We start from the raw sequence: 25815 nt of genomic DNA on the forward strand, positions 1-25815 counted from the left end.
CAGTCGATTCGGTCTATTTTTTTGTCAAATTCTAAGAATTATCTGAAAATATAATATTTTATGCTATAATGGAACCAATCAAAATCATGGAGGTTCGGAAATGGCAGAAGCAGGGCATAAATTTTTAGCAAAATTAGGAAAGAAACGTCTTCGTCCTGGTGGTAAGCTGGCAACCGACTGGCTGATTGAGCAGGGGCAGTTTTCCAGCGATAAGAAAGTTCTAGAAGTTGCCTGCAATATGGGGACTACAACAATCGAGCTGGCTAAAAGATATGGCTGCCAGATTACTGCAGTTGATTTGGATAAGGCTGCGCTGGCTCAGGCTAAGCTTAATGGAGACAAGGCTGGTGTGAGTGAACTCGTCACATTTGAGCTGGCGAATGCTATGAAGCTGCCTTATGATGACAATTCTTTTGATATTGTTATCAATGAAGCCATGCTGACTATGCAGACGGATAAGGGGAAGGCCAAATGTATGGAGGAGTACTACCGGGTGCTGAAGCCAGGTGGAGTGCTCCTCACCCACGACGTCATGCTCAAGCAAAAAGATGAGAATGTCCGAGAAGAGCTATCTCGTGCGATTAATGTCAATGTGGGGCCTCTAATCGAGGGATCTTGGATTCAGCTGGCACATTCTCATGCTTTTGACCGTGTGGACACCTTTGTCGGTGAAATGACCTTGATGAGCCTTCGAGGGATGATATATGACGAAGGACTGGGTGGCACACTGAAAATCTGCTTTAATGCCCTCAAGAAAGAAAATTACGGCCAATTTATGAAGATGTTTAAGATGTTCCAAAAGAATCAAGAAAAACTGGGCTTTATTGCTATGGTTTCTCGTAAGTAATTGCTAGCCACTTTGGAAAATTTAAAGTGATTTAAAAAATTTCATAATAAAGCTTGACTCTGCCCCAAGGTCAGGGCTTATACTATAAGGGCAAGGAGGTTTTTTATGTATCATATCAAAGAAGCTGCGCAGCTTTCGGGTGTCTCTGTCAAAACCCTGCACCATTATGATAAAATTGGTCTTTTGGTCCCTGCCAAATCAGAAAATGGCTACCGAACTTACAGCCAAGCTGATTTAGATCGCCTGCAGGTTATCCTATACTATAAATATCTAGGCTTTTCCTTAGAGAAAATAGCAGAGCTGCTGAGTCAGGACGATCAAGCCTTATTGCCGCATCTGGTGAGGCAGTTAGAGTATTTGCAGCAGGAAAGAGACCGCTTGGATACCTTGATTTCTACCTTGCGAAAAACCATCCAAGAAGAAAAAGGAGAAAGAAAGATGACAATGAAAGAAAAATTCGCAGGATTTACCTACGAAGACAATCAAAAATACCACCAAAAAGCAGTCGAAGAATACGGTCAAGAAGTCATGTCGGAAGCACTAACTCGTCAAAATGGACGGGAAGAAGAATCTGCCGCAGCCTTCAATCAAGTTTTTCAAAGTCTGGCAGAGAATATGCAGCAAGGCTTGCCAGTTGAGGCAGCAGAAAATCAAGAACAGGCAGCTCAACTCTTGCAGGCCATCCGTACTTATGGCTTTGACTGCTCTATAGAAGTATTCGGTCATATCGGTAAAGGATACGTCTACAATCCAGAGTTTAAGGAAAATATCGACAAATTTGGCCCAGGCACAGCCCAGTATACATCAGATGTCATTGCAGCTTACGTTCGGACAAATGCAGAAAAAATAGGCTAGGAAATTCCTAGCCTATTTTTTACTTCAAATCATAAAGCCAGTCGTCACCGTCTTTGTAGTAAAAGAATTCACTTAAATCGTTTTCTAGAAAAACGCGAAGCATGTCAGACATATCATCGGTTGCAAGTTTCAGATGAGACAGATTTTGCAAATCTTCCCACCAAACCTTTCCTTCATCTGAGGCTTGCAGCACACCAGAATAGTGCTTTGTCTTGTAGAGCAGAACGACATAGCGAAAATCCTTATCATCATACCAATCCTTTATGCCACAAAGTTGGGGTTTGGATATGGTCAATCCAGTTTCTTCTTTGACTTCTCTGATAACTGCCTCGGTAAAAGATTCACCGCGCTCTACATGCCCGCCGGGAAAGTAGTGCTAACATATTAGAATTTTTAACACTTAATTCAAATTTTATATTTTATTAATCAAGTCGACGTGATGGAATCCATTTATTTAACTCTTCAACTAATTTATATACATAAGTCACAGGACATTGTGTTGCGGATGAAGGTTTTGACTCACTTTCATAATGTTTGGATAAATTCTTAGCATTTTTTAGAGCTGTATGTTGATAGGGTTTTAAAATTCTGTATATGTCAGGATCATTCTTTTTATAAGAATCGGGAAAACCTTCATCTTTTTTAGATTTAAAGATGTCATTTAATTTTTTAATGTATTGATCACGAGTAATCTGAGAATTTAAAAATTCAAAATGTAGAATATACCAGAGTTCGAAAGATTCATTGCTATAAGCAATTCCGAAGTTATTGTTTTGAGCCGATTGCACTGCGCTATTAAAATTATCTTTTGGGAAACTATCTCTATCAAATACACACCAAACTTGATCATAATCATTTGTTTGTGATTCACTGATGGCATATTCTACAAGCCTTTTAGTATTATCTCCAATTCCCCTTGATTCTATTTTTATATTTGTTACTTCAAATTGATTAAAATAATTTGGTTCTGTTCTTTCTCCTTCGCATACAATCAATATTATCGGTAATTGTTCTTTTGTACCAGTTTTTATGTCTCTTGAGAATTTCTTCTTACCCATAACAAATTAATCTCCCGAATTAGCTTTGAAAATTTTATGAATCATATCATTTCTAACGTAAGGAATAGCTCCATACTTGCCTTTTAAATAGTTTTTCGCATATCTTTCATCACTACGAACAACGGAACCATTAAATTTATATTCTGACAGAGCAGTCAAATGACTAATTTCAAGTTCATCTTTTTCTACAAACCAGATTTGGTCTCTTCTTAATAATTCCTGATCAAGAATATTTGAATTATGGCTCGTGATAATTAATTGAGAATGAGTGTTTTCAATATCATTAAAGAGTTCAATTAAATATTTAGTAACTAGAGGATGCAACAATGCATCTGCTTCATCAATTACTAAAACTCCCCCTTTTTCTAATACGGTAATAATTGGACCTGCTAAACTTAAGAATACTCGAGTTCCACTAGATTCAAACCTTTCTACATCAAATAGCTTGCTATCAACAATCATTCCTTCTGAATCATAAATATTATGCTTTGATAAAAGGCGAGTCGCTTCGTTTCGTGCTTCTTCTCGTGCTTTTTCAACAATCTCTATAGGGATTTCTGCATCGGAGTCACCAAAAGGTTTTATTTCAAATTTGTGTTGTTTGATATCCAAATCAGTAATATTGAAATCAACAACCTTGAGTAAATCTAGTACCTTTGATTTATAGCCTTTATTTTCTTTAATTATGTTTTTAGTAAATTTAGCATTATTTCCATAACCAGATAAAAAATTAATATTTTCTGTAAGATATTCAATAATATCTTCTGCTATTTTTGTATTTGTTACAGAAAGAACAGTTAAAAACAGTGAATTAGAATTTGTTAGGCTAAACTTTAAATTTAACTCCTCTTCAGTCTTAAAGAAATCAGAGGAGTAGGCTAGAATCTCATCAGAATTTCTTTTAAAAATTAGGTCATCATCTATAACTAAACTTTCTGATGTTACATCTCCTTGAAAAAGAGAAAAATTATACGTTATAATTTTTTTATTCATAAGAAAGGAAATTTCAAATTCTATAGGACTATCTTTGCTCGAGTTATCTAAAGAAAAGGTCAAATTTTTAAAATTTCGTTTACCTTCTTGAGATTCTAACATTGAACGTTGAAGAAAGGTAATAATAAATCCTAAAGCGTTCAACAAATTACTCTTTCCGCTAGCATTTGCTCCAAAAATACTAGCAGATTTTAGTAAATGAAAATCTGCTTCAATTTCAATTCGGTTATTTAATAGTTCCTGTAATTTTTCTGAAGATACCATACTAAATGTCACTTCATTTTTGAAAGATGTAAAATTTTTTGCTTTAAATTCTATTAGCATATTTAACCTCCGAGATTTTTTCTCGCTATAATTGTAACATTTTTTAAAAAAATTAGATAGTATTCTATTTGTTTAATTCGAAGCTTTTTCTAATAATTTTATTTATAATGGTAGTGTAAAATAATGTAAATGAAAGTAATTATAAGTTTTAAAATATTTTACAATATCTTTCGCCAGGAAAAGTGATGCCAGGCCAGTCGGGACTAACTCGGTCTTGGACCAGAACTTTTTCTCCGTCATAAATCATACACATGTTGACGAATTCGACTGTTTCGCATCTGTTCATCTTGTTCTCCTATTTTGTTAGTAACTTTTCCACTACGTTTAACTTTCGCATGGTCAGATCCACGCCAAACAGCTTTTCAAGATAGTTGGTATTGAGCTTTTTTCGTTTTGCAGTTCTAGGGAGATAGAGGTAGAGACAGTGATCGCCTACACAAATTTCTTCCTCACCGTAGTCAGCTTTCAATTTTTCTAATGGCAGACTTTGGATAAATCCCTGATAAAGAATCACATGTACACGATCATGAAGATAGCCTTCTTTAAATGGATTCTCATGAACAATCTTTTCAAAATCGTTCTTATTCTTGATAACCATTTTTAAGTCGGCCCCAATTTTTTCCTTTATCAGAGTATGAACGCGTTCTCGTATTTCTTCCAAGTCCAAGTCACTTTCAAGAATGATATTCCCACTTTGAATATAGGTTCGAACGTGTTGAAAACCAGCTTCTGTCAAAATATCTACCAAATAAGACATTTTCGGGATAGCATTTTTTCCACTAGGAGTAACGCCTCTCAGTAAAATAATATGTTCCAAAGGACTTCCTTTCTTAATTGGTATTTATTGGATTTGAGCCTGCTACCCAGCCGGTACAGAGGGCAGAAGTGATATTAAAGCCGCCTGTGTGGGCATTGATATCCAGTACCTCGCCAGCAAAGTGGAGCCCAGGTACTAGCTTGCTTTCCAGAGTTTTGGGATTGATTTCCTTGAGACTGATGCCACCCTTGGTAACAAAGGACTTGGCAAGGGACATTTTGCCAGTGACAGGGATTTCGAGTGCTTTGATAGACTGGATGAGCTGGTCGCGTTCTTTCTCAGTTAGTTGTTTGACTTTTTCAGGATATCCTTGAACAAAAAATTCTGCCAAGCGTTCTGGTAGCAAGGTTTTTAAAGCATTTTTTAAGGATTTTTCCCGATTTTCTTCTAGAAATGCCACCAAGTCGCTCTCAGAAAGTTGTGGCAAGACATCCAAAGAAAGGACTTCCCCGCCCTTGACAAAACTAGACATACGCAGGGCAGCAGGACCTGACAAACCAAAGTGGGTAAAGAGCAGATCATGAGTGATAACATGCTTGCCATAACTTAAAGTCACATCGTCCAGCGAAATTCCCTGAAGCGCTTTGTGAGGAAAATCTGTCAACAATGGACTTTCAGCGGCTTCAAGCTCAGTAATGGTATGTTTAAAATGACGGGCAATCTCATGACCAAAACCAGTCGAGCCAGTTGAAGGGTAGGACTTGCCGCCAGTTGTCACAATCAATTTCTGGCAGGTCCAAGTCTGGTCGCTGGATCTGACAGTGAAAAGCTCATCAGATTTTTTGACGGAGACGATTTCAGTATTGGTGATAACAGTGCCACCCAGCTCTGCAATCTTCTTTTCCAAAGCTTCGATAATGGTGCGGGACTTGTCTGTCGCGGGGAAAACACGGCCGTGGTCTTCGACCTTGAGTTTGATGCCGTTTTCCGTAAAAAAGTTGATGATATCATGGTTATCAAACTGGGAAAAGACGCTGTAAAGAAAGCGTCCGTTGCCAGGAATGCCGGCCATGAGTTCATCTAGGTTTCCGTTATTGGTGACATTGCAGCGCCCGCCGCCTGTACCCGCTAGTTTCTTGCCCAGTCGTTTATTTTTCTCAAGAAGTAGGGTCTTCTGCCCGTAGAAAGAACTGGAAATGGCAGCCATCATACCAGCTGGTCCTCCGCCGATGATGATTGTGTCGAAATGGTTCATTTGTTTTTTCCTTTCGTAAAATAGGAATTTTATGTGCTAGTTAATCTTGCGCAAGGTGATTTTGCCTTCTCGGCTATACAGTGGACATGCTCTGGACAGCTTTTCTGCCAGTCCTTTAGCTAGCATCTTGGTAGAAGATTGATCGGATTTTAGGCTCATTTTTTAAGGAAGATCTTTTCCAGAGGCCCAATAGATTTCGTACCATTCTTTTCTAGTCAGTTCAATATCTGTCGCCTTGGATGATTCGATGATGCGGCTAGCCTTGGTCGTGCCGATGACCGCCTGCATGTGGGCTGGATAGCGTAGCACCCAAGCAATAGCCACTGCCGATGGTGATATTTGGTATTTATCGGCCAGTCGGTTTAAGACGGCATTGAGCTTGGGGTATTTATCCGAACCGACAAAAACGCCTTCGAAATAGCCATGCTGGAGGACAGACCAAGCTTGAATCACGACATCGTTGAGGCGGCAGTATTCGAAAATACTACCGTCACGCATATTTGCGGCTGTTCCCTCCATGTTGACGTGGAAGCTGGACTCAAAGGCAGGTGAAAAAGCTGCACTCAGTTGGAGCTGATTTGCCACCAAGGGCTGCTTGACCTCTTTTTTGAGTAGCTCCATCATCATAGGATTCTGGTTGGACACTCCAAAATCAAGGACCTTCCCTTGGGATTTGAGTAGATCGAAAGTCTCAGCGATTTCATTAGGTTCCATCAGGGCATCTGGTCGGTGCAAGAGCAGAGAGTCCAGATGATCCACGCCTAAGTGCTGTAAAATACCGTTTGTTGCCTCTAGGATATAGTCTTTGGAAAAGTCAAAGTAGGTGAATTCTTCTATGCGGATCCCCACCTTGGACTGGATCCACATCTTAGCCCGCAGGTCAGGGCGATTTTTGAGCACTTGTCCCAGAATTTCTTCGCACTTGCCTCCACCGTAGATATCGGCTAAGTCAAAAGCGTTAATACCGACTGACAAGGCTGTTTCGACCAGTTCTTCCACCTCTTTGGGTGTCATTTGGGCAATTCGCATAAGCCCTATGATAATCTGGGAAATTTCTCTCTTGCTTTCCCCAAATTCAAGATATTTCATAAGCTCTTCTCCTCGTGTCATTTTAATCTCAGTATAAGCTAAACCCGCTCCAAAGTCAAAAAGCGACTAGCTAGATCGAGCCTTGGAGCAAATGTGTAGAAAATCCTCATTTTGGCTAATGAAATTTGGCTGACTTTGTCGGAAAAGTAGAAGATTTGACAAAAACTTGGCTTCCTGATAGAATAAGAATGTCTTAAAGACAAATAACTTCTTCTTGGTTGCAGGAATTGCCAAGCCTGTCACTCGGATGAAGCGTAAAGAAAAGGAGCTTATCATGGCAATCTCAAAAGAGAAAAAAAATGAAATCATTGCACAATATGCACGTCACGAAGGTGATACAGGTTCAGTAGAGGTTCAAGTTGCTGTCCTTACTTGGGAAATCAACCACCTTAACGAACACATCAAACAACACAAAAAAGACCACGCTACTTACCGTGGTTTGATGAAGAAAATCGGTCGCCGTCGTAACTTGCTTGCATACTTGCGTAAAAACGACGTTAACCGTTACCGTGAGTTGATCAACTCTCTAGGACTTCGTCGTTAATCTGCTTTATTTTCCACTTACATTGCGTTGTCACCTTACCTCGATATACTCAAGTATAATCTTCGGTTACGTTTCCTAGCACTGTAAGGTAAAATAAACCAGATCATCTCCCTTCGGGGAGATTTTTTGTTTCACTAAAATTTTCGTACAATCTTCGGCTCGTCGCCTAGTCTATAAACGTTTTATCCAGCAAGAAACAGGATGCTAAGGGCGTTAAAAATCCGTATGAAAATAGGGAAACGACAAAGTGTTCGATGAACACAAGGAGTTTCATCTTTTTCACTAGGATTTTAGCCCGAGCTCAAATTAGCTCTCTGACTTTATAGGTTTTTCGTTAGTCTTACTTTGTCTTCTATCAGTACAATTTTTAGCCCTCCTTGAATTTTTTAGAAAATCTTGCTAGACTGTAGCTACTAAGATAAAAACACAGTTCTGGTTGGTAGTCCAGACGCAAAAAATCCATTTTTTGTCAGTAACCTTCCTCCTTGGTTGTCCATTCTTAGGGATTTTTAAAGGAGGTGCTGTCATGGACACGATTTCAATGACGCTGACAGTTTATTTTGAAGAGGGATTTTGGCACGGTCTTTTCGGGCAGGAACATGCTCAATCTTATAGAGTCTGCCGAGTCACCTTTGGTGCAGAGCCTAGTACGCAGGAATTGTTGGATTTTCTAAACCGTTATTATCACCGATTGCAGTTTAGTCCTAGCATCAGGGTGAAGGAGAAGACTAAGTCGGTCAGTCCTAAACGCCTGCAGAGACAGGCTAAAAAAGAGCAGCTGGCTTCACGTTCTTCAAAGTCTCAGGAAGCGCTGCAACTGCAATTTGAAGAGCAAAAGCAAGTTGCTCGAGTCAAACGCAAGCAGCAGAAAGAACTGGCTAAGCAAAGGAAATTCGAACTCAAACAGCAAAAACGATTGGAAAAGCAAAAGGGGCATTGAGCCTAGTTTTTCTTATTTTTATGGAAAGGCCTTCCGTAGGGAGGCTTTTTTGTTTCTTGAACAAATTCCCCTGTCTTGCAACTATACCAATTTTTTATTGACAAATGTCAACTTGCTGTGTATAATGTTTTTGTCTCTTAATAAAAAGATAAATAAGACTATACCAATTTTCAATAAAGGAGGAACTAGCTTTTTGCCAGCAAAAGGCTAGAAATAAATCTATGTGTGGAATCGTCGGAGTTGTGGGAAACCGCAATGCAACAGATATTTTGATGCAAGGACTTGAAAAGTTAGAATACCGAGGCTATGATTCGGCTGGAATTTTTGTGACAACAGGAGAAAAATCTAGTCTGGTCAAGTCTGTTGGCCGGATTGCAGATCTTCGTGCCAAGATTGGTATGGATGTGGTAGGTTCAACAGGTATTGGGCATACCCGCTGGGCGACTCACGGAAAACCAAGTGAGAATAACGCCCATCCTCACACTTCTCAGACAGGTCGTTTTGTTTTGGTTCACAACGGTGTGATTGAAAATTACCTGGATATCAAAAATAACTATCTTGCTGGCCATGATTTTAAAGGGCAGACAGATACAGAAATTACAGTTCATTTGATTGGGAAATTTGTGGAAGAAGACGGTCTCTCTGTTCTTGACGCTTTCCGCAAGGCCCTTCACATTATCGAAGGTTCCTACGCTTTTGCTTTAGTAGACGCTCAAGATCCTTCTACAATCTACGTTGCCAAAAACAAATCGCCGCTTTTGATTGGCTTGGGAGAAGGCTACAACATGGTCTGCTCCGATGCCATGGCTATGATTCGTGAGACCAGTGAATACATGGAAATCCATGATAAAGAGCTGGTCATCGTGACGGCTAATAGCGTAGAAGTGCAAGACTACGAAGGCAATGTTCTTGAACGTGGCAGCTATACTGCTGAGCTGGACCTGTCTGATATCGGCAAAGGCACTTATCCTTACTACATGCTGAAGGAAATTGATGAGCAGCCGACCGTGATGCGTAAGCTGATCAAAACATACTCTGATGAAAATCAAAAAGTTGTTGTAGATCCAGAGATTATTAAGACTGTTCAAGAGTCGGACCGAATCTACATTATTGCTGCTGGAACTTCTTATAATGCAGGTTATGCCTCTAAGACTATGCTAGAGGAATTAACAGATACACCTGTAGAACTAGGGATTGCCTCTGAGTGGGGGTATACCATGCCTTTGCTCAGCAAGAAGCCAATGTTTATTTTCCTTAGTCAGTCAGGTGAAACAGCTGATAGTCGTCAGGTATTGGTTAAGACTAATGAACTGGGCATTCCAAGTTTAACGGTAACAAATGTTCCAGGTTCTACGCTTTCTCGTGAAGCAACTTATACTATGTTATTGCATGCCGGTCCAGAAATTGCCGTAGCTTCAACTAAGGCTTATACAGGACAAGTAGCGACTCTAGCATTTCTTGCTAAAGCAGTTGGGGAAGCCAATGGTAATGAAAAAGCAAAAAAATTCGATTTAGTGCATGAACTTTCAATTGTAGCTCAGTCTATTGAGTCAACTCTTTCTGAAAAAGAGTTAATTGAAGAAAAAGTTCGTGGACTCTTGGAAACGACCCGTAATGCTTTCTATATCGGGCGCGGTCAAGACTATTATGTAGTTATGGAAGCCAGCCTCAAGCTTAAGGAAATTTCTTATATTCAATGTGAAGGATTTGCGGCTGGAGAGCTCAAACATGGAACCATCTCATTAATAGAAGATGGTACACCTGTTATTGCGTTGATTTCTGATAATCCAACCGTTGCTTCTCATACTCGAGGTAATGTTTCTGAAGTAGTAGCTCGCGGTGCGAATACTTTGACTATTGTGGAAGAAGGGGTAGAAAAAGAAGGTGATGACATTATTGTCAACAAAGTTCACCCGTATCTATCTAGCATTTCTATGGTTATTCCTACTCAATTAATTGCCTACTATGCTTCACTGCATCGTGGACTGGATGTAGATAAGCCACGTAATTTAGCAAAAGCTGTTACAGTTGAATAAGAACATATGAGCAAATAGGTGTGAGACTGATAGGCTATTCTTTCAGTCTTACGGCCTATTTTTTTATAATTCGTAATTTGAATTTTTAATGTAATTTTTCAGTGCATTTTTATTATTATAGGCTATAAAAGAAATATTTGTGACAAAAGTTGATTTTTTGGCACAAAATCTGTGACAAAGCTTTAGTTTTAAGCGTTTTCATTTTTGTATATACTAGATTCAAAGAAAAGGAGGAAAATCCTAATGGAAGAAAAAGTATCTTTGAAGGTTAGAGTTCAAAAACTTGGAACATCACTTTCAAACATGGTTATGCCCAATATTGGGGCTTTTATTGCTTGGGGAGTGTTAACTGCCCTCTTCATTCCTGATGGTTATCTACCAAATGAACAATTGGCTGCTATTGTTAGTCCTATGTTGACTTATCTACTACCGACTCTAATTGGTTACACGGGCGGTTATGTAATTCATGGACAACGTGGTGCCGTTGTAGGAGCTATTGCTACTGTTGGTGCGATCACAGGCTCTAGTGTTCCTATGTTTATCGGAGCTATGGTAATGGGGCCACTAGGTGGATGGGCTATCAAGAAATTTGATGAGAAGTTCCAGGAGAAAATTCGTCCCGGCTTTGAAATGTTAGTTAATAACTTCTCAGCTGGTCTAGTTGGTTTTGCATTACTGCTTTTGGCTTTCTACGCGATCGGTCCAGTCGTATCGACTCTTACTGGAGCTGTTGGAAATGGTGTTGAGGCTATTGTCAATGCTAAACTTCTACCTTTGGCAAACATTATCATCGAGCCAGCAAAGGTACTTTTCCTTAACAATGCTCTTAATCATGGAATCTTTACACCTCTGGGAGCTGAGCAAGTATCTCAAGCTGGTAAATCTGTTCTCTTCCTCTTAGAGGCTAACCCTGGACCAGGTCTGGGTATCCTCTTGGCTTACGCCTTGTTTGGCAAAGGTTCTGCTAGATCTTCTTCTTGGGGAGCAATGGTTATCCATTTCTTTGGTGGGATCCATGAAATATACTTCCCATATGTTATGATGAAACCAGCTCTCTTTTTAGCTGCGATTGCTGGCGGTGTATCGGGTACTTTCACATTCCAACTCTTTGATGCTGGTCTTAAATCTCCAGCTTCACCGGGTTCTATTATCGCTATTATGGCTATGGCACCAAAAGGTGTTTGGCCTCATCTGAATGTTCTTCTAGGTGTTTTAGTGGCAGCGGTAGTTTCTTTCTTTGTAGCATCCATTATCCTTCGTGCAGACAAGTCAACTGAGGTTTCTCTTGAAGATGCTCAAGCTGCGACTCAAGCTGCAAAGGCCAAATCTAAGGGACAAGTACTTTCAGATGATGTAAACAAAAACATTTCAAGAGATTCAGTAGAGAAAATTATTTTTGCTTGTGATGCTGGCATGGGAAGCTCTGCGATGGGAGCTAGTATTCTTCGAGATAAGGTTAAAAAAGCAGGTCTGGGAATTCCAGTATCTAATCAGGCCATCTCAAATTTGGTTGATACACCGAAAACATTAATTGTTACTCAGGAAGAGCTGACACCAAGAGCTAAAGGCAAGAGTCCAAGTGCTATTCATGTTTCTGTTGATAATTTCTTGGCGTCCCCTCGTTACGATGAAATTGTAGCTTCATTAACAGGAGCTTCTCCAATAGTAGAAATTGAAGGAGATATACCAACTTCAGCACCAGTAGATAGTCAGGAAATTGACCTTAATCATATTGATGCTGTAGTAGTTGCTTATGATAAGGCTCAGGGGTCAGCTACTATGGGGTGCGAGACGATTCGGGCTATCTTTAAACATAACAATATTCGAATTCCAGTTTCTACTGAAGCTATTTCAGAACTAAGTGGATATAATGCCAAGAATATTGTGATTGTGACAACAATTGGTCTGCAATCAAAAGTACAGCAAGCAGCACCGAATTCTCAATTTCTTATTGTGGATAGTTTAGTAACAACACCAGAATATGATAAAATGGTTGCTAGAATGTACAAATAGAACTAGAAGGTTGCTAAAAAACGAATGCTATTAACAAAACGAGAAGAACAATTATTGAAGGCTTTCCTACATGTAGGGAAGCTTTCAATGCAAGACATGACTGAGATCTTGCAGGTATCTTCTAGAACAATTTATCGGACTTTGGCTGATTTGTCAGATAGTTTGGCGTCACAAGATATTAAAATTATAAAACAAGGCAAGTATCATATTTTGTCGGGTAACATAGCTGATTTACCCGCAAATTTGGAAGTCTTGATTGAATATAGCCGACAGGAAAGGTTGGAGCTAATTACCTATCGTCTCTTAACAGAAGAAGGTTTTATCACCAATGAGTCCTTACAGGAATGTATGAAAGTCAGTAATGTGACTATTATCCAAGATATCGCAGACATTGATAAGCGTCTCTTGGACTTTGATATGAAGATTGAGAGACAAAAAGGTTACCGAATTTCTGGGGATTCAATTTGCAAAAGGCGATTTTTAGCTATTCTATTGACTAACTGCATCTCGGTAGCTGATTTCTCAGCTGGTCATTTTGCAAGTTTTAATATTTTAGACGCCAATAGAGTCCGACAGGCCGCTCAGATTCTTGAGAATTATTTGACGGATTTTTCGGACATGGATGCTAAGATGAGAATGTTTTTTGCTATTTTGCTGTCTCTAATTGGTCAGGAACAAAATATTGAAAATCTACCGAATACTAGTAAGCAAGCTCTAGAAATTTCTCAAAAGATCTTTCAGGATTATTCCAAGAAAACTTCTCAATACTATAGTATTCAGGAAATTATTTATTATGCTAGTATTTTGGATGAACTCATTATCAAACGCCAAGACAACCCTCTCTTCACAGAGAAATTTGATGGAGAATTCTTCTATGATATTTCGAATCTGATTGATACAGTTTCAATGTATACTAAGATTGATTTTTTTAAGGATAAGGTACTATTTAGCTTTCTGTTCCATCATATTCGACTTAGTCTAGGCATTCCTATATTGTTTCAAGAGGAGAGTCTACCAGAGCCTATACAGCTTTTGGTTGAAAGAAATAAGTTTCTTTATACGGTCATCAGTCTTTTAGTAAATGACATTTTTCCGAAATACCTTCATACAGAGTATGAGTATGGCATGATTGCCCTACATTTTATCTCTAGCTTAGGTCGTAGCCCAGAAATTTATCCAATTCGCATTCTACTTTTAACAGATGAAAGGCGGGTTACTAGAGATTTGTTGGTCAGTAAGATTAAGAGTGTCGCCCCTTTTGTAGAATGGATAGATATCCAGTCTTTAGTAGCTTATCACAGTATTGACCTTAGTCGATATGACTATATTTTATCTACTAAGCCATTGGCCAATCAAGAAATAGATGTGATTTCTAGTTTTCCAACAGTCAAAGAATTATTGGAATTGCAGGAAAAGCTTCAGTATGTACAGGCACATCGTACGATTGTAGTACGTGACGCACTTGTTCCAGAGCAAAATTACGATCTGCAAGATTATTTGGAGTCTAGTGGTCAAATCTTAAGCCAGTTTGAATTGATTCCGCTAGAGAATGAACAATCGTTTGAGCAGACAGTGGAGCAAATTATTCAGTACCAGAAAAATATAAGTGATAAAGTCTATTTGACAAAGAAACTTTTGTCTCGCTTCCAGACAAGTCCGATGGCTATTCCAAATACTGGTCTAGTACTCCTACATACTCAGTCAAGAAAGATAACCACTAGCAGTTTTACGATGTTTGATCTAAAGCAGCCTATTATAGCTTTATCTATGAAACGAGAAAAAGAAGAGGTCACAAGATGTTTGCTCATGCTGATGCCTACTAATGCCAGTGAGGAAGTAAGAGATTTGATGACGGCTATTAGCCAGTCTATTATTGAAAACCATCTGTATACAGAGATTTACAAAACAGGGAATCAATCTATCATTTACCAAATGCTGAATACTATTTTTAATGAAAAAATTAAGAAATTGGAGAACTAAAATGAAACTTGAAGAACAATTAATTAAGCTGAATAAGCAATTTTCTGATAAAGAAGAAGCTATCCGTTATTGCGGGAAAGTCCTTTATGAGGGGGGCTATGTTAATGAAGATTATATTGATGCTATGATTGAGCGAGATAAAGAATTATCTGTCTATATGGGGAACTTTATTGCGATTCCGCACGGAACAGATGTAGCTAAGAAGGATGTGCTTAAGTCTGGTATTACAGTTGTTCAGGTACCAACAGGAGTTGATTTTGGAACAGAAGATAATCCTCAAGTAGCAACTGTGCTTTTTGGAATTGCTGGTATTGGAAATGAACACTTAGAAATTATCCAGAAGATTTCAATCTTTTGTGCCGATGTAGACAATGTCATCAAGTTGGCAGATGCTCAGTCAGAAGAGGAAATATCTAGCCTACTAGACAGTGTTGAATAGTGATGTACTGATTACTAACGAATATATTTTTTAGAGCTGAATCAGTAAAGGAGAGAATCAATGAAGAATGCAGTACATTTTGGAGCTGGGAATATTGGCCGTGGTTTTATTGGTGAAATCTTATTTAAAAATGGTTTTCATATTGACTTTGTTGATGTAAATGATCGTATTATCCAAGTCTTAAATGAGAAAGGTAAGTACGAAATTGAAATTGCTAAGGAAGGGCAACCTCGCATTGAGATAACGAATGTGGCAGGGATTAACAGTAAGGAACATCCTGAGCAAGTTATTGAAGCGATTCAAAAGGCGGATATCATTACTACCGCAATCGGACCTAATATACTCCCTTTTATTGCTGAACTTCTAGCTAAGGGAATCGAAGCTCGACGGGCTGCAGGAAATACGCAAGCATTAGATGTTATGGCCTGTGAAAATATGATTGGCGGATCTCAATTTCTCTATCAAGAAGTCAAGAAATATTTAAGTCCGGAAGATTTGACATTTGCTGAGAACTACATAGGTTTTCCCAATGCTGCAGTAGACAGGATTGTTCCAGCACAAAGTCACGAAGATCCTCTTTTTGTTGTGGTCGAGCCCTTTAATGAATGGGTCGTAGAAACCAAGCGTCTTAAAAATCCAGATTTACATCTAGAATACGTGCATTATGAAGAAGATTTGGAACCTTTTATTGAGCGAAAACTTTTTTCAGTCAATTCTGGACATGCAACTTCAGCTTACATTGGTGCTCATTATGGTGCCAAGACAATTTTGGAAGCTCTCCAGAATCCTGATATCAAGTCTCAGATTGAAGCCGTTTTAGCTGAAATTCGCAGTCTCCTGGTTGCCAAATGGAACTTTGATAAAAAAGAATTGGAGAATTATCACAAGGTTATTATAGAACGTTTCGAAAATCCTTTCATAGTAGATGATATTAGCCGAGTAGCTCGTACTCCAATACGCAAATTAGGATACAATGAACGCTTTATTCGACCGATTCGTGAGCTGAAAGAACGCAAACTGTCCTATTATAACCTACTTAAAACAGTTGGTTATGTCTTTAACTACCGTGATGCGAATGATGAAGAAAGTATTAAACTAGAACAGCTTTTAACTAGTCAACCGATCAAAGACGTTGTTGTTCAAATTACAGGTTTAGACGATAAAGAATTGATTAATCAGATTGTAGAGCTGATATGAAGTTAATTAGTGCCCCCAAAATAAAATGATAGCTGATGATCTTTAGTTCATCAGCTATCATCTTATTGTTGTCAATTAATTTATATTTTATTTACAATTTTAGAGAGAGTATTGTGGCGCGTGGAGCCAAGGTGTTGACCATTGCGGAGGAAAATGTGGCTAAGGATGGAGACGATATTGTCTTGAGCCAAGTTCACCCTTATTTGTCACCAATCTCTATGGTGGTGCCAACTCAATTGATTGCTTATTTTGCAGCTAAGGGTAAGTAAGATCGAAGTAGAGGTCTTTTGATAAAGATTGCCTATCTCTCCCATAGAAAATATATATCTTGCCTTTCTAAAAATAGTAAGAAAAACAAGTTTTTCATGGAAAGCTGAAAAACCTTGGTAAAGCTAGCTTGAGCTAGCTTTTTTAATTTACTCTTATAAATATTTTTAATCGGGCTGATAGGAAATATATATTTGGAAAGCTCACTTTTCAGTGATATGATAATAGCAATCAAATTGAAAAGGAGCAAGTTATGTCTAAAAGAGAGTTGGTTTTAAAGGCCTTTAAGGGGGAAAAAGTTGACCGAGTGCCAGTTGGTTTCTGGCATCATTTTACCAGCGAGGATGAGTGGCTGGCTGGTTTTGGCAATCAGACTATTATTGAGAAAAATCTAGCAGGCCATCAAGCATTTCTATCAGAAGTCAAGCCAGACTTTGTCAAATTGATGAGCGATGGTTATTTTGCCTATCCGAATGAGCGCTTGAAAAAAGTTCAATCTATCAAGGACTTGGCAGGTATCGAGCCTTTAGGCGCCGACCATCCTTGGATCAGTGAGCAGGTGGAGCTGGTTCAAAAGATTAGGGCCGGCTTCACAGAGGACTTGGTTGCTATTTACAATATTTTTGCGCCAGTGACCTACTTCAAATGGCTGGTTGGCAAGGTTGCTGGAGGAGATGACATTATTGCAGATTTTCTAGCAGAAGATGCGGAAGTGACAAAGCGGGTGCTGGATGTGATTGCTCAAGATATTGCGGCTCTGACAGAACGCATTATCAAGGAAGCTGGTGCGGATGGAATTTACCTCAGCGTTCAGAGCATTCAGGATGCGCGGGTGTCGGCTGAAGACTATAAGGCTTTTATTGCTCCTAGTGAATTGGCGGTGCTGGAAGCAGCCAATGCAGCTGGCGGAGTAAATATTCTGCATATTTGTGGCTACGAAGGCGCGCGAAACGATGTTCATCTTTTCACCGATTATCCAGCTCAGGTTATTAACTGGGCAGTGGGACCAGAAGGCATCAGTTTGGCAGAAGGTCGCAAATTATTTGGCGGTCGGACCGTTCTAGGTGGCTTTGAAAATGGCAAGACTGGTCTGCTCTACACAGGTAGCCAAGAAGCTATTCAAAATGAAACCAAGCGCTTGATAGCAGAGGCTGGCAAGGATGCTTTGATTATCGGGGCTGACTGCACCATCCCAAGCGATATTGATCCAGAGCGGATTGGGTGGGTTCGCCAAGCAGCAAGTTTAGCATAAAAAGGAGAGGAAAGAATGAGTAAGAAAAAATGGATTATCGGTGGAGTAGCTGTGATTGCTATTGTTGCCGGAACTTATTTGGGACGGACCTTGACGGGGGCTTCATCCAGCAAGGCGAGTAGTTCGACATCAGGCAGTGACAAGGTCACGACTTTAAAAGTAGCTCATACGCAAAACTACGTTCCTTACGACTTTTTGGACGAAAAAGGCAAGTCAGATGGCTATGAAGTGGCTGTACTCAAGGCCATTGATGAAAAATTGCCAGATTATCAGTTCGAATATACTGGCACCAGTGACGAAGATCTTTTGATTGGTTTGGAATCTGGGAAATATGATATCGGAACCAAGGGAGCTTGGTACACGGAAGAGCGGGCTAAGAAGTTCATCATTCCAGAAAGTCCTATCGGAGCTAGTATCATCGGCTTCACCATTCGAAAAGCAGACGCAAATAAATTTAAAAATATTGATGATTTTGCCAAAGAAAAAGGGAAATTGGTGCCGATTTCACCACAGAATGCTCAATGGACAGTGATTGAAGAGTACAACAAAAAGCACAATGCTAGTCCAATTGAGTTGACCGCAGCAGAGTCTTTTCAGATATCGGATGCCTATGCTTGGGTCTTGGAAGGTCGCTATGATGCCTTCTTTGATATCAAATTGTCCTTTGAAAAAGCTGTCACAGACAAGGTAGGTTCCTATCATCAGTATGCGGACCAGTTGAGCTGGTTCCCTTATAAGGGTATCCCTACCTATCCACTCATTCATAAAGATAAAAAGAATGAAGAGTTTGCCAAAGCCTATGAAAAGGCTATTAAAGAGCTAGAAAAAGATGGGACACTCTCTAAATTATCGGAAAAATACTTTGGTGAAGATGTCTTTTCTTATGTAGATAAAGACTAAAAGCTGGAGAAAGGAGACCGTATGGTCGCTTATGATTTGTCCCGTGTTTTTGGCCTGCTGCCTGGTTTGTTACAGGCCTTGCCGACTACTTTATGGATTATGTTCGTGACGGTTTTAATTGGCTCCTTGCTAGGTGGTCTGTTGGCCTGGGCTCAGGTTGTGGAGGAGCCGACTTTTGCTGGTCTGGCTAGAGGATATATATTTATCCTTCGGTGTACACCGCCTATTGTCTTGCTCTTCTTGGTCTTCTATGGCATTCCAGAGTTTTTAAAATGGTGGTTGGGACTGGATATCAACAATTGGTCACGGACCGTATTTGTCATCATTACCATGATTCTGCTCTTTGCGGCCATGATTGCAGAAGTCTTCAAGGCAGCCTATCTTGCTGTTCCCAAGGGACAGACCGAGGCAGGACTCAGTATTGGCTTGACACCAGTGCAGACTTTTCTTCGGATTATTCTGCCACAAGCTTTTCGTATTGCCCTGCCCAATTTGACTACCGCCTTTCTTAATCTCATGCGGGATGCTGCGCTGGCCTATACGATTGGGGCAGTGGATGTTATGGGAGCGGGGCAAAATCTCATCAGCCGGAATCTGGGCAATTATTCCCTAGAAACCTATACAGCGGTGGCCTTGATTTACTGGGGGATTGCCCTAGTGGTTTCGCTAGCTTCCCAGCTTCTGGAAAAAAGTCTGACAGTCAAGGAGAGGTAAAGCATGGATTTGAATTATATTGTAAATACCTTTCTGGTTACTTTGAAAGGCATACCGGTAACCCTAATTATTATGGTGGTGGCTATTCTACTCAGCTTTATTCCGGCTCTGCTTCTAGCTCTGGGGCAGATTTATAAAGTTCGAGGTGTGCGGACCTTTTCGGTGGTTTATCTGGCCTTCATTCGGGCAACGCCGCCCATTTTACTTATCCTCTTTTTCTACAGTCTATTTCCTAGCTTGCTGAATCAATTTTTCAAAAGTCTAGGCAGTCAGGTAGATGTCTTTAAGTTCAATCCGCTTTACTATGCTTTCATCATTTATAGTTTGATGACAACAGGGAGTTTATCGGAAATCTTGCGCTCTGCTATTTTGACAGTGGATAAAGGACAGTTAGAAGCAGCTCAGGCGATTGGGTTAACGAATTTTCAAGCTTATCGGAGGATTGTTTTTCCTCAGGCTCTGCGTTCTGCCCTGCCCAATCTCGCCAATCTGGTTATCAATTTGGTTAAGGGGACCTCACTGGTATTTGTCATGACGGTCAAGGATATTACAGCTTTGGCTAAGGTCGAAGCCTCTCATTCTTACCAGTATTCAGAGTCTTACTTAGTAATTTTTGTTATTTATCTCATTATCTGTGGCTTGATTCAGTGGATGTTTAGGGGCTTGGAAAAGCGCTACGCTCTTGCTTAGGAAGGAAAGATTATGTTAGAAGTAAAACATATCTCCAAACGATTTGGAGAGCAACAGGTGCTGGCAGATGTCAGTCTCAGGGTCAATCAAGGCGACGTTGTGGTAATTCTTGGTCCCTCAGGCTCTGGGAAAACAACCTTTCTGCGCTGTCTGAATCACTTAGAAAAAGCGGATGGCGGCCAGCTGACTTTGGCTGGTAAGGACTATGATTTGGCTAAACTTAGCAAAAAGGAGATTTTGGAAATTCGTAGAAAGACAGCCTTTGTCTTCCAACATTATAATCTCTTTGCCAATAAAACAGCCCTTGAAAATATCTTAGAGGGCTTAGTGATCGCTCGTAAGATACCGAGGGAAGAAGCGCTTGAGATTGCGGAAGATGCCTTGAAGCGCGTTGGACTTTTAGCTTACAAGGACTATTATCCTTCTCAGCTATCGGGCGGCCAGCAGCAGCGGATTGGGATTGCCCGCGCCATTGCTGTCAAGCCAGATGTCATCCTGCTGGATGAACCAACTTCGGCTCTAGATCCGGAACTAGTCGGTGAAGTTCTCAGTGTCATGAAACAGCTGGCTCAGGAGGGAGTGACCATGGTCGTTGTGACCCACGAGATGAGCTTTGCCCGTGATGTGGCCAACCATGTCATTTTTATGGACGGAGGTCACATCATCGAAGAAAATCCTCCGCAGGAATTCTTCACTAGTCCCAAAGAAGAGCGAACTAAGCAGTTTCTGTCCCGCATTCTGTCGGATGCCAGCTATAGTGTAGAGTATATGATTTAACTTGTATCAAAATAGAGAAACTTTCTCCATATTTTAGTGTGGAGGAAGTTTTTTGATTTTTAAAAAATTATGTAAATTTTTTATTAAAACCTATTGACAAGGGGGTAAAAAGGATGTATAATTACAACTGTAAACAAAAAGTTTACACAGAATTTATTCAGAAGATGAGGATATAGCCAGTAGGCGATTATTTTTGGGAGGATTAAAAATTATGTAACATCAATTCTTCTGAAATAGATCCGACTCATCCATAAAACAAGAGACTGAAGGAGTCTTAATTTTTGGAAATCGAATAAGTTATGTAAAGTAATAGATAGGAGAAGATCTCCCAAATGAATATTTATAGTAGATAAGGAAGAAATTTCTTATCTGAGACTTTAGCAAATGAAAAAATGATATAAAAACGTATAAAAAGTGAGGAAAAATGATGAACAACAATTACAACAATTTTAACAGTATGGACGACCTTTTCAACCAACTCATGGGGAGCATGGGTGGCTACAACAGCGAACATCGACGCTACTTGATCAATGGTAGAGAGGTCGCACCGGAAGAGTTTGCTCAGTACCGAGCTACTGGCAAGCTCCCTGGTCAGGTGGTTGGCGAACAGGATGTGCAAGCTGGAGCGCATGGGCCTAAGCAAGATGGCATTCTGGCTAAGCTAGGTCGCAATTTGACTCAAGAAGCGCGTGATGGTAAGTTAGATCCGGTCATTGGACGCAATAAGGAAATCCAAGAAACTGCAGAAATCCTTTCTCGTCGGACCAAGAACAATCCTGTATTGGTCGGAGACGCCGGAGTTGGTAAGACAGCTGTCGTAGAAGGTTTGGCTCAGGCTATCGTTAATGGTGATGTGCCGGCGGCTATCAAGAACAAGGAAATTATTTCTGTTGATATTTCCGGTCTGGAAGCTGGTACCCAATATCGTGGTAGCTTTGAAGAAAATATCCAAAACTTGGTCAATGAAGTCAAGGAAGCTGGCAACATTATCCTCTTCTTTGATGAAATCCATCAAATTCTGGGAGCAGGTAGCACAGGAGGAGATAGCGGTTCTAAGGGCTTGGCGGATATTCTTAAGCCAGCGCTTTCTCGCGGTGAGCTGACCGTTATCGGGGCTACCACTCAGGACGAGTATCGCAATACTATCCTTAAAAATGCTGCTTTGGCTCGTCGTTTCAATGAAGTTAAGGTCAATGCACCATCTGCCGAAGATACCTATCAGATCCTTCGAGGCATTCGGGACTTGTACGAAAAGCACCACAATGTCATCCTGCCAGATGAAGTGCTGAAAGCGGCTGTGGACTACTCTGTTCAGTATATTCCACAACGAAGCCTGCCAGACAAGGCGATTGACCTGGTCGATGTGACTGCTGCCCACTTGGCAGCCCAACATCCAGTAACTGATGTTCATGCGGTTGAGCATGAGATTGCTGAGCAGAAGGCTAAGCAGGAAACAGCTGTCGAAAAAGAAGATTATGAAGCAGCTCTGAATGCCAAGACCCGCATTGAAGAGCTGGAAAAGAAGATCCAAAATCACACTGAGGATATGAAGGTAACAGCTACAGTAAACGATGTAGCAGAATCTGTTGAACGGATGACGGGTGTGCCCGTATCTCAAATGGGTGCTAGCGACATTGAGCGCCTCAAGGGCATGAATGACCGTCTCAAAGCCAAGGTGATTGGTCAAGACAAGGCTGTAGAAGCTGTGGCTAGGGCTATCCGCCGTAACCGTGCAGGCTTTGATGAAGGCAACCGTCCGATTGGCAGCTTCCTCTTCGTTGGTCCGACAGGGGTTGGTAAGACTGAGCTGGCTAAGCAACTAGCTCTAGATATGTTCGGTACCAAGGATGCTATCATCCGTCTGGATATGTCCGAATACAGTGACCGCACAGCCGTTTCCAAGCTGATTGGTACGACTGCGGGCTATGTCGGCTATGATGACAACAACAATACCCTGACTGAGCGTGTGCGCCGCAATCCTTACTCTATCATCCTCTTGGATGAGATTGAAAAGGCGGATCCACAGGTGATTACCCTTCTCCTTCAAGTTCTGGATGACGGTCGTTTGACGGATGGTCAAGGGAATACCGTCAACTTCAAGAACACTGTCATCATTGCGACTTCCAATGCTGGCTTTGGATATGAAGCGGGCTTGGAAGAGGATGCAGAAAAGCCTGATTTGATGGATCGACTCAAAGCTTATTTCCGCCCAGAATTCCTCAATCGTTTCAATGCGGTTATTGAGTTCTCTCATCTCAAGAAAGAAGATTTGATGGAGATTGTGAATCTCATGCTGATCGAAGTAAATCAAACCTTGAGCAAGAAAGAAATTGATCTGGCTGTATCTGATGCAGCTAAGGAATTCCTGCGCGATGCTGGTTATGACCAAGTCATGGGTGTCCGTCCGCTCCGCCGTGTCATCGAGCAGCAAATCCGTGATAAGGTGACTGACTTCCACTTGGATAATCTAGATGCTAAGCACCTGACTGCAGATATGGAAGATGGTGTCTTGGTTATTCGTGAAAAATCAGCAGAATAACTACCTATAACTTTCAAAATCCCGTAAAACGAACAGATATCTAGTCTGTTCGTTTTTTTATTAATCATATTCAGATAAAAAATCTCCAATCAGCTGACTGGAGATTTTATTACTTTCTTCTATATTGACTGGGTGTCATTTGATAGTATTTTTTAAATTGTCGGTTGAAATTAGAAAGGTTATTAAAACCAGACTGGTTTGAGATTTCTAGAACTGACAGAGTAGAGTGCTGGAGGAGCTCGGCAGCCTTGCGCAGGCGAAATTGAATCAGATATTCAATGCAAGAAACACCCAGATGTTTTTTGAAGAAATTCATGAAGTGCGTAGGACTGTAGCCACAGATGCCAGACAGCTGATCAATAGAGAGTTCTTCCTGATAATGCTCATTGATATAGTCGATGATGGAGCGGATTTTCTCTTCCTTGCGGTAGCCCTCGGCAGATAGCTCCTTGGAGACGATATAGCCGTTTTCAAAAAGCAAGTAGAAGAGCTGATTGAGCTGGGCCTTGAGCTGAAATTCATAGTATTTCTTTTGGCAATAACCCGTTTCCATAGTAGCCAGCAGGCATTGACGAATTTCCTTATAGGCTTGATCAGTCGGCTTGATGACATGGACAAAGTCCAGTTGGCCATTGTAGAGAGGCTGTAAGTAGTGGATACTAGCATGGTCCATGGCCGAATAGCCCATTAAGTCCAAATGAAAGTTAATGGCATCCATGTAGTGACGCTGCTGCTCAATCGGATGAATGGAGTGGAGGGCATTGGGACGAATCAGGACAATATCGCCCTTGTGACTGTTAAAATAATGATCGTCGATATGAAATTGAGCACTTCCTTCGTGAACGTAAATGATTTCAACATCTGTGTGCCAGTGGAAGAGGATGTCAGGTTGGCCGTTTTCCGTAATGGTCCGCGTCAAAGAATAGGGGGTCCCTTGATTCTTATATTCAGTAGTTTTGTGCAATTGGCCCAAATCCATCATAACGCCCTCTTTCGTAGAATACTATCATTTTTTAAAGTAATTAGATTAGAAAATGTGTTTGCCAACTATTATAATATAATTAAAAAGAAAATGAAAGTAGGAAAATAAAGAAGAGAAAATTTTCTGAAAGTCTAGTTTAGGCTGGCAGCGTGGGCGAATCATTTAAGAATTTTCAGCTACCATCCAGCTCCTTATAGAATAAGAAAAGTGTGGAATCCATGGCTCTTTCGAGCTCATGTTGCTTCCACACTTTTTATTGGATAGCTTTATCTAGCGGTTTTTTGTTCTTTATGTTTGTGAAGGATAAAGGAGTTTGAAAAACTCAGGCTTGCTAGTACAAAAAGAAGAAGGGTTGTTGCTGGATAGCTAAGGGAGATATGATTGGTTTTGATGATAAAGAGAAGGGCAAAGGCAAGAATGGCAAAGAAGATGCTAAGGCTCCAAGTCATTCGGCGACTGAATAAATGCTGCTCAAAGAGCAGAGGAATGAGGAGACAGCCTAGAAGAAGGCTCGTTGGGAAAACGACATACTCGGCAGAAAAAATTGTCAAGATACTCAGAGTGACAAACAGGCAGCTAAGTACATGATGGGTATAGTTGAGCCAATTTATTTTCATTGGAAAACCTCCTTTTGATGATGATTGTTTGGATACGGTTGATGGTGTAAACACCACACTTTCACACCTTTATTATAAGTCTTTAAAAGTAAAAAGCAAGCGATTACAATCGTATTTACTCAGTCTATCAATCTTTTTCATTACTCTGAATTATCAGATATTTTCAAGCTTTCTGGGACTTCTTTTTCTTTCAAAAAATAGATTTTTTCGGTATAATAGTCAAAGATAGTCAATGTTAGAGAAGACTTGAATGCTTATTTTTAGATATAACAGATAGAAAGGTATATCATGGGCATCAAAAACACCTCGGATAGTATAGAAGAATATATCAAAACAATTTTGGCGCAGGCGGGTATGGTCGAGCTGAAGCGCAGTGAGTTAGCCGATGTTTTTCAGGTGGTTCCGAGTCAGATCAATTATGTGATTAAGACACGCTTTACGGAGAGTCGGGGCTATATCGTCGAAAGCAAGCGCGGTGGCGGTGGCTATATCAGGATTGGTAAGATTGAATTTTCCGATCGGCACCAGATGCTGTCTGATTTGTTGGCCAATGTCGGTGAGTCGCTCAGCCAGCCAGTTTTTTCAGATATTTTGCAGCTGCTCTTTGATGAAAAAATTATTAGTCAGCGTGAGGGAGATCTGCTCCTAGCGAGTGCCAGCGATGCTGTCCTGGGAGCAGAGGCTCCGAGGATTCGAGCTAGAATGTTACGGAAAATTTTGCAGCAATTAGATAGAAAAGGAAATTAAGAA

The 25815-nt window shown here is 40.4% G+C and carries 23 protein-coding genes and 3 pseudogenes; 17 read left to right on the forward strand and 9 right to left on the reverse strand.

What is annotated here, in order from left to right; translation table 11 throughout:
* Positions 1-100: 100 nt before the first annotated feature.
* Entirely contained in the window at positions 101-847 is a 747-nt protein-coding gene (locus O3644_RS07525; protein ID WP_148888882.1) for a class I SAM-dependent methyltransferase, read from the forward strand.
* Positions 848-952: 105 nt separating this feature from the next.
* Positions 953-1702 (forward strand): MerR family transcriptional regulator, encoded by a 750-nt coding sequence (locus O3644_RS07530; RefSeq protein ID WP_371595398.1) that lies wholly within the window; start codon positions 953-955, stop codon positions 1700-1702.
* A gap of 19 nt (positions 1703-1721) precedes the next feature.
* Here O3644_RS07530 and O3644_RS07535 read toward each other — a convergent pair.
* The 7 genes and pseudogenes from O3644_RS07535 to O3644_RS07565 all read right to left on the reverse strand — a co-directional run.
* A pseudogene (locus O3644_RS07535) lies at positions 1722-2072 on the reverse strand (8-oxo-dGTP diphosphatase); the annotation flags it as partial.
* A gap of 52 nt (positions 2073-2124) precedes the next feature.
* Entirely contained in the window at positions 2125-2760 is a 636-nt protein-coding gene (locus tag O3644_RS07540; RefSeq protein ID WP_048765365.1) for an RloB family protein, read from the reverse strand.
* A 6-nt stretch (positions 2761-2766) separates the two neighbouring features.
* Entirely contained in the window at positions 2767-4077 is a 1311-nt protein-coding gene (locus tag O3644_RS07545) for an ATP/GTP-binding protein (protein WP_048765363.1), read from the reverse strand.
* A 172-nt stretch (positions 4078-4249) separates the two neighbouring features.
* A pseudogene (locus tag O3644_RS07550) lies at positions 4250-4363 on the reverse strand (DNA mismatch repair protein MutT); the annotation flags it as partial.
* Between the two features lie 9 nt (positions 4364-4372).
* Positions 4373-4894: a DUF1697 domain-containing protein gene (locus O3644_RS07555; RefSeq protein ID WP_048765359.1), complete on the reverse strand. Its 522-nt coding sequence runs from the start codon at positions 4892-4894 to the stop codon at positions 4373-4375.
* 13 nt (positions 4895-4907) lie between these two features.
* Positions 4908-6089 (reverse strand): NAD(P)/FAD-dependent oxidoreductase, encoded by a 1182-nt coding sequence (locus tag O3644_RS07560; protein WP_048765358.1) that lies wholly within the window; start codon positions 6087-6089, stop codon positions 4908-4910.
* A 162-nt stretch (positions 6090-6251) separates the two neighbouring features.
* On the reverse strand, positions 6252-7178 hold the full coding sequence (locus O3644_RS07565) for an aldo/keto reductase family oxidoreductase (RefSeq protein WP_371595399.1): 927 nt from the start codon (positions 7176-7178) through the stop codon (positions 6252-6254).
* 274 nt (positions 7179-7452) lie between these two features.
* Between O3644_RS07565 and rpsO the strand changes: the two genes are divergently transcribed.
* The 14 genes and pseudogenes from rpsO to O3644_RS07635 all read left to right on the forward strand — a co-directional run bounded on the left by rpsO (position 7453) and on the right by O3644_RS07635 (position 23466).
* Positions 7453-7722, forward strand: coding sequence for a 30S ribosomal protein S15 (gene rpsO / locus O3644_RS07570; protein WP_001018251.1), 270 nt, complete (start codon positions 7453-7455; stop codon positions 7720-7722).
* 526 nt (positions 7723-8248) lie between these two features.
* Positions 8249-8662 carry a YjdF family protein gene (locus O3644_RS07575; protein ID WP_148878261.1) on the forward strand — a complete coding sequence of 138 codons (414 nt, stop codon included), beginning with the start codon at positions 8249-8251 and terminating at the stop codon, positions 8660-8662.
* A gap of 221 nt (positions 8663-8883) precedes the next feature.
* Complete coding sequence (gene glmS, locus O3644_RS07580) at positions 8884-10698, forward strand: glutamine--fructose-6-phosphate transaminase (isomerizing) (RefSeq protein ID WP_148878260.1); 1815 nt, start codon at positions 8884-8886, stop codon at positions 10696-10698.
* Between the two features lie 243 nt (positions 10699-10941).
* Positions 10942-12711 (forward strand): PTS mannitol-specific transporter subunit IIBC, encoded by a 1770-nt coding sequence (locus O3644_RS07585; RefSeq protein ID WP_148878259.1) that lies wholly within the window; start codon positions 10942-10944, stop codon positions 12709-12711.
* Positions 12712-12735: 24 nt separating this feature from the next.
* The gene (locus tag O3644_RS07590; RefSeq protein WP_148878258.1) at positions 12736-14691 is read left to right on the forward strand and encodes a BglG family transcription antiterminator; all 1956 of its coding nucleotides are present in this window, start codon (positions 12736-12738) and stop codon (positions 14689-14691) included.
* Position 14692: 1 nt separating this feature from the next.
* On the forward strand, positions 14693-15130 hold the full coding sequence (locus O3644_RS07595) for a PTS sugar transporter subunit IIA (RefSeq protein ID WP_148878257.1): 438 nt from the start codon (positions 14693-14695) through the stop codon (positions 15128-15130).
* 60 nt (positions 15131-15190) lie between these two features.
* Positions 15191-16327 carry a mannitol-1-phosphate 5-dehydrogenase gene (locus O3644_RS07600; protein WP_148878256.1) on the forward strand — a complete coding sequence of 379 codons (1137 nt, stop codon included), beginning with the start codon at positions 15191-15193 and terminating at the stop codon, positions 16325-16327.
* Positions 16328-16431: 104 nt separating this feature from the next.
* Positions 16432-16596, forward strand: a pseudogene (locus O3644_RS07605) (SIS domain protein); the annotation flags it as partial.
* Positions 16597-16847: 251 nt separating this feature from the next.
* Complete coding sequence (locus tag O3644_RS07610; RefSeq protein WP_148878254.1) at positions 16848-17846, forward strand: uroporphyrinogen decarboxylase family protein; 999 nt, start codon at positions 16848-16850, stop codon at positions 17844-17846.
* 15 nt (positions 17847-17861) lie between these two features.
* Positions 17862-18746 carry a transporter substrate-binding domain-containing protein gene (locus tag O3644_RS07615; RefSeq protein ID WP_148878253.1) on the forward strand — a complete coding sequence of 295 codons (885 nt, stop codon included), beginning with the start codon at positions 17862-17864 and terminating at the stop codon, positions 18744-18746.
* 21 nt (positions 18747-18767) lie between these two features.
* The gene (locus tag O3644_RS07620) at positions 18768-19460 is read left to right on the forward strand and encodes an amino acid ABC transporter permease (RefSeq protein WP_005591156.1); all 693 of its coding nucleotides are present in this window, start codon (positions 18768-18770) and stop codon (positions 19458-19460) included.
* Positions 19461-19463: 3 nt separating this feature from the next.
* Positions 19464-20150: an amino acid ABC transporter permease gene (locus O3644_RS07625; RefSeq protein ID WP_125387943.1), complete on the forward strand. Its 687-nt coding sequence runs from the start codon at positions 19464-19466 to the stop codon at positions 20148-20150.
* 12 nt (positions 20151-20162) lie between these two features.
* Positions 20163-20927, forward strand: a complete 765-nt coding sequence (locus tag O3644_RS07630) for an amino acid ABC transporter ATP-binding protein (RefSeq protein WP_148878252.1) — start codon at positions 20163-20165, stop codon at positions 20925-20927.
* Positions 20928-21354: 427 nt separating this feature from the next.
* Positions 21355-23466: an ATP-dependent Clp protease ATP-binding subunit gene (locus tag O3644_RS07635; protein WP_371595410.1), complete on the forward strand. Its 2112-nt coding sequence runs from the start codon at positions 21355-21357 to the stop codon at positions 23464-23466.
* A 109-nt stretch (positions 23467-23575) separates the two neighbouring features.
* Here the strand turns inward: O3644_RS07635 and O3644_RS07640 are convergent, their stop codons facing one another.
* Both O3644_RS07640 and O3644_RS07645 read right to left on the reverse strand, forming a co-directional pair.
* Positions 23576-24448: a helix-turn-helix domain-containing protein gene (locus O3644_RS07640; protein ID WP_371595400.1), complete on the reverse strand. Its 873-nt coding sequence runs from the start codon at positions 24446-24448 to the stop codon at positions 23576-23578.
* Positions 24449-24714: 266 nt separating this feature from the next.
* Entirely contained in the window at positions 24715-25065 is a 351-nt protein-coding gene (locus O3644_RS07645) for a hypothetical protein (RefSeq protein ID WP_125407352.1), read from the reverse strand.
* Between the two features lie 288 nt (positions 25066-25353).
* Here O3644_RS07645 and O3644_RS07650 point away from each other — a divergent pair, with 288 nt between their 5' ends.
* A complete protein-coding gene (locus tag O3644_RS07650) occupies positions 25354-25812 on the forward strand; it encodes a CtsR family transcriptional regulator (RefSeq protein ID WP_048765325.1) in 459 nt (152 codons plus the stop codon).
* The last annotated feature ends 3 nt before the right edge of the window (positions 25813-25815 follow it).

Source organism: Streptococcus sp. 27098_8_113 (genome assembly GCF_041432545.1).
Taxonomy (GTDB): Bacteria; Bacillota; Bacilli; order Lactobacillales; family Streptococcaceae; genus Streptococcus.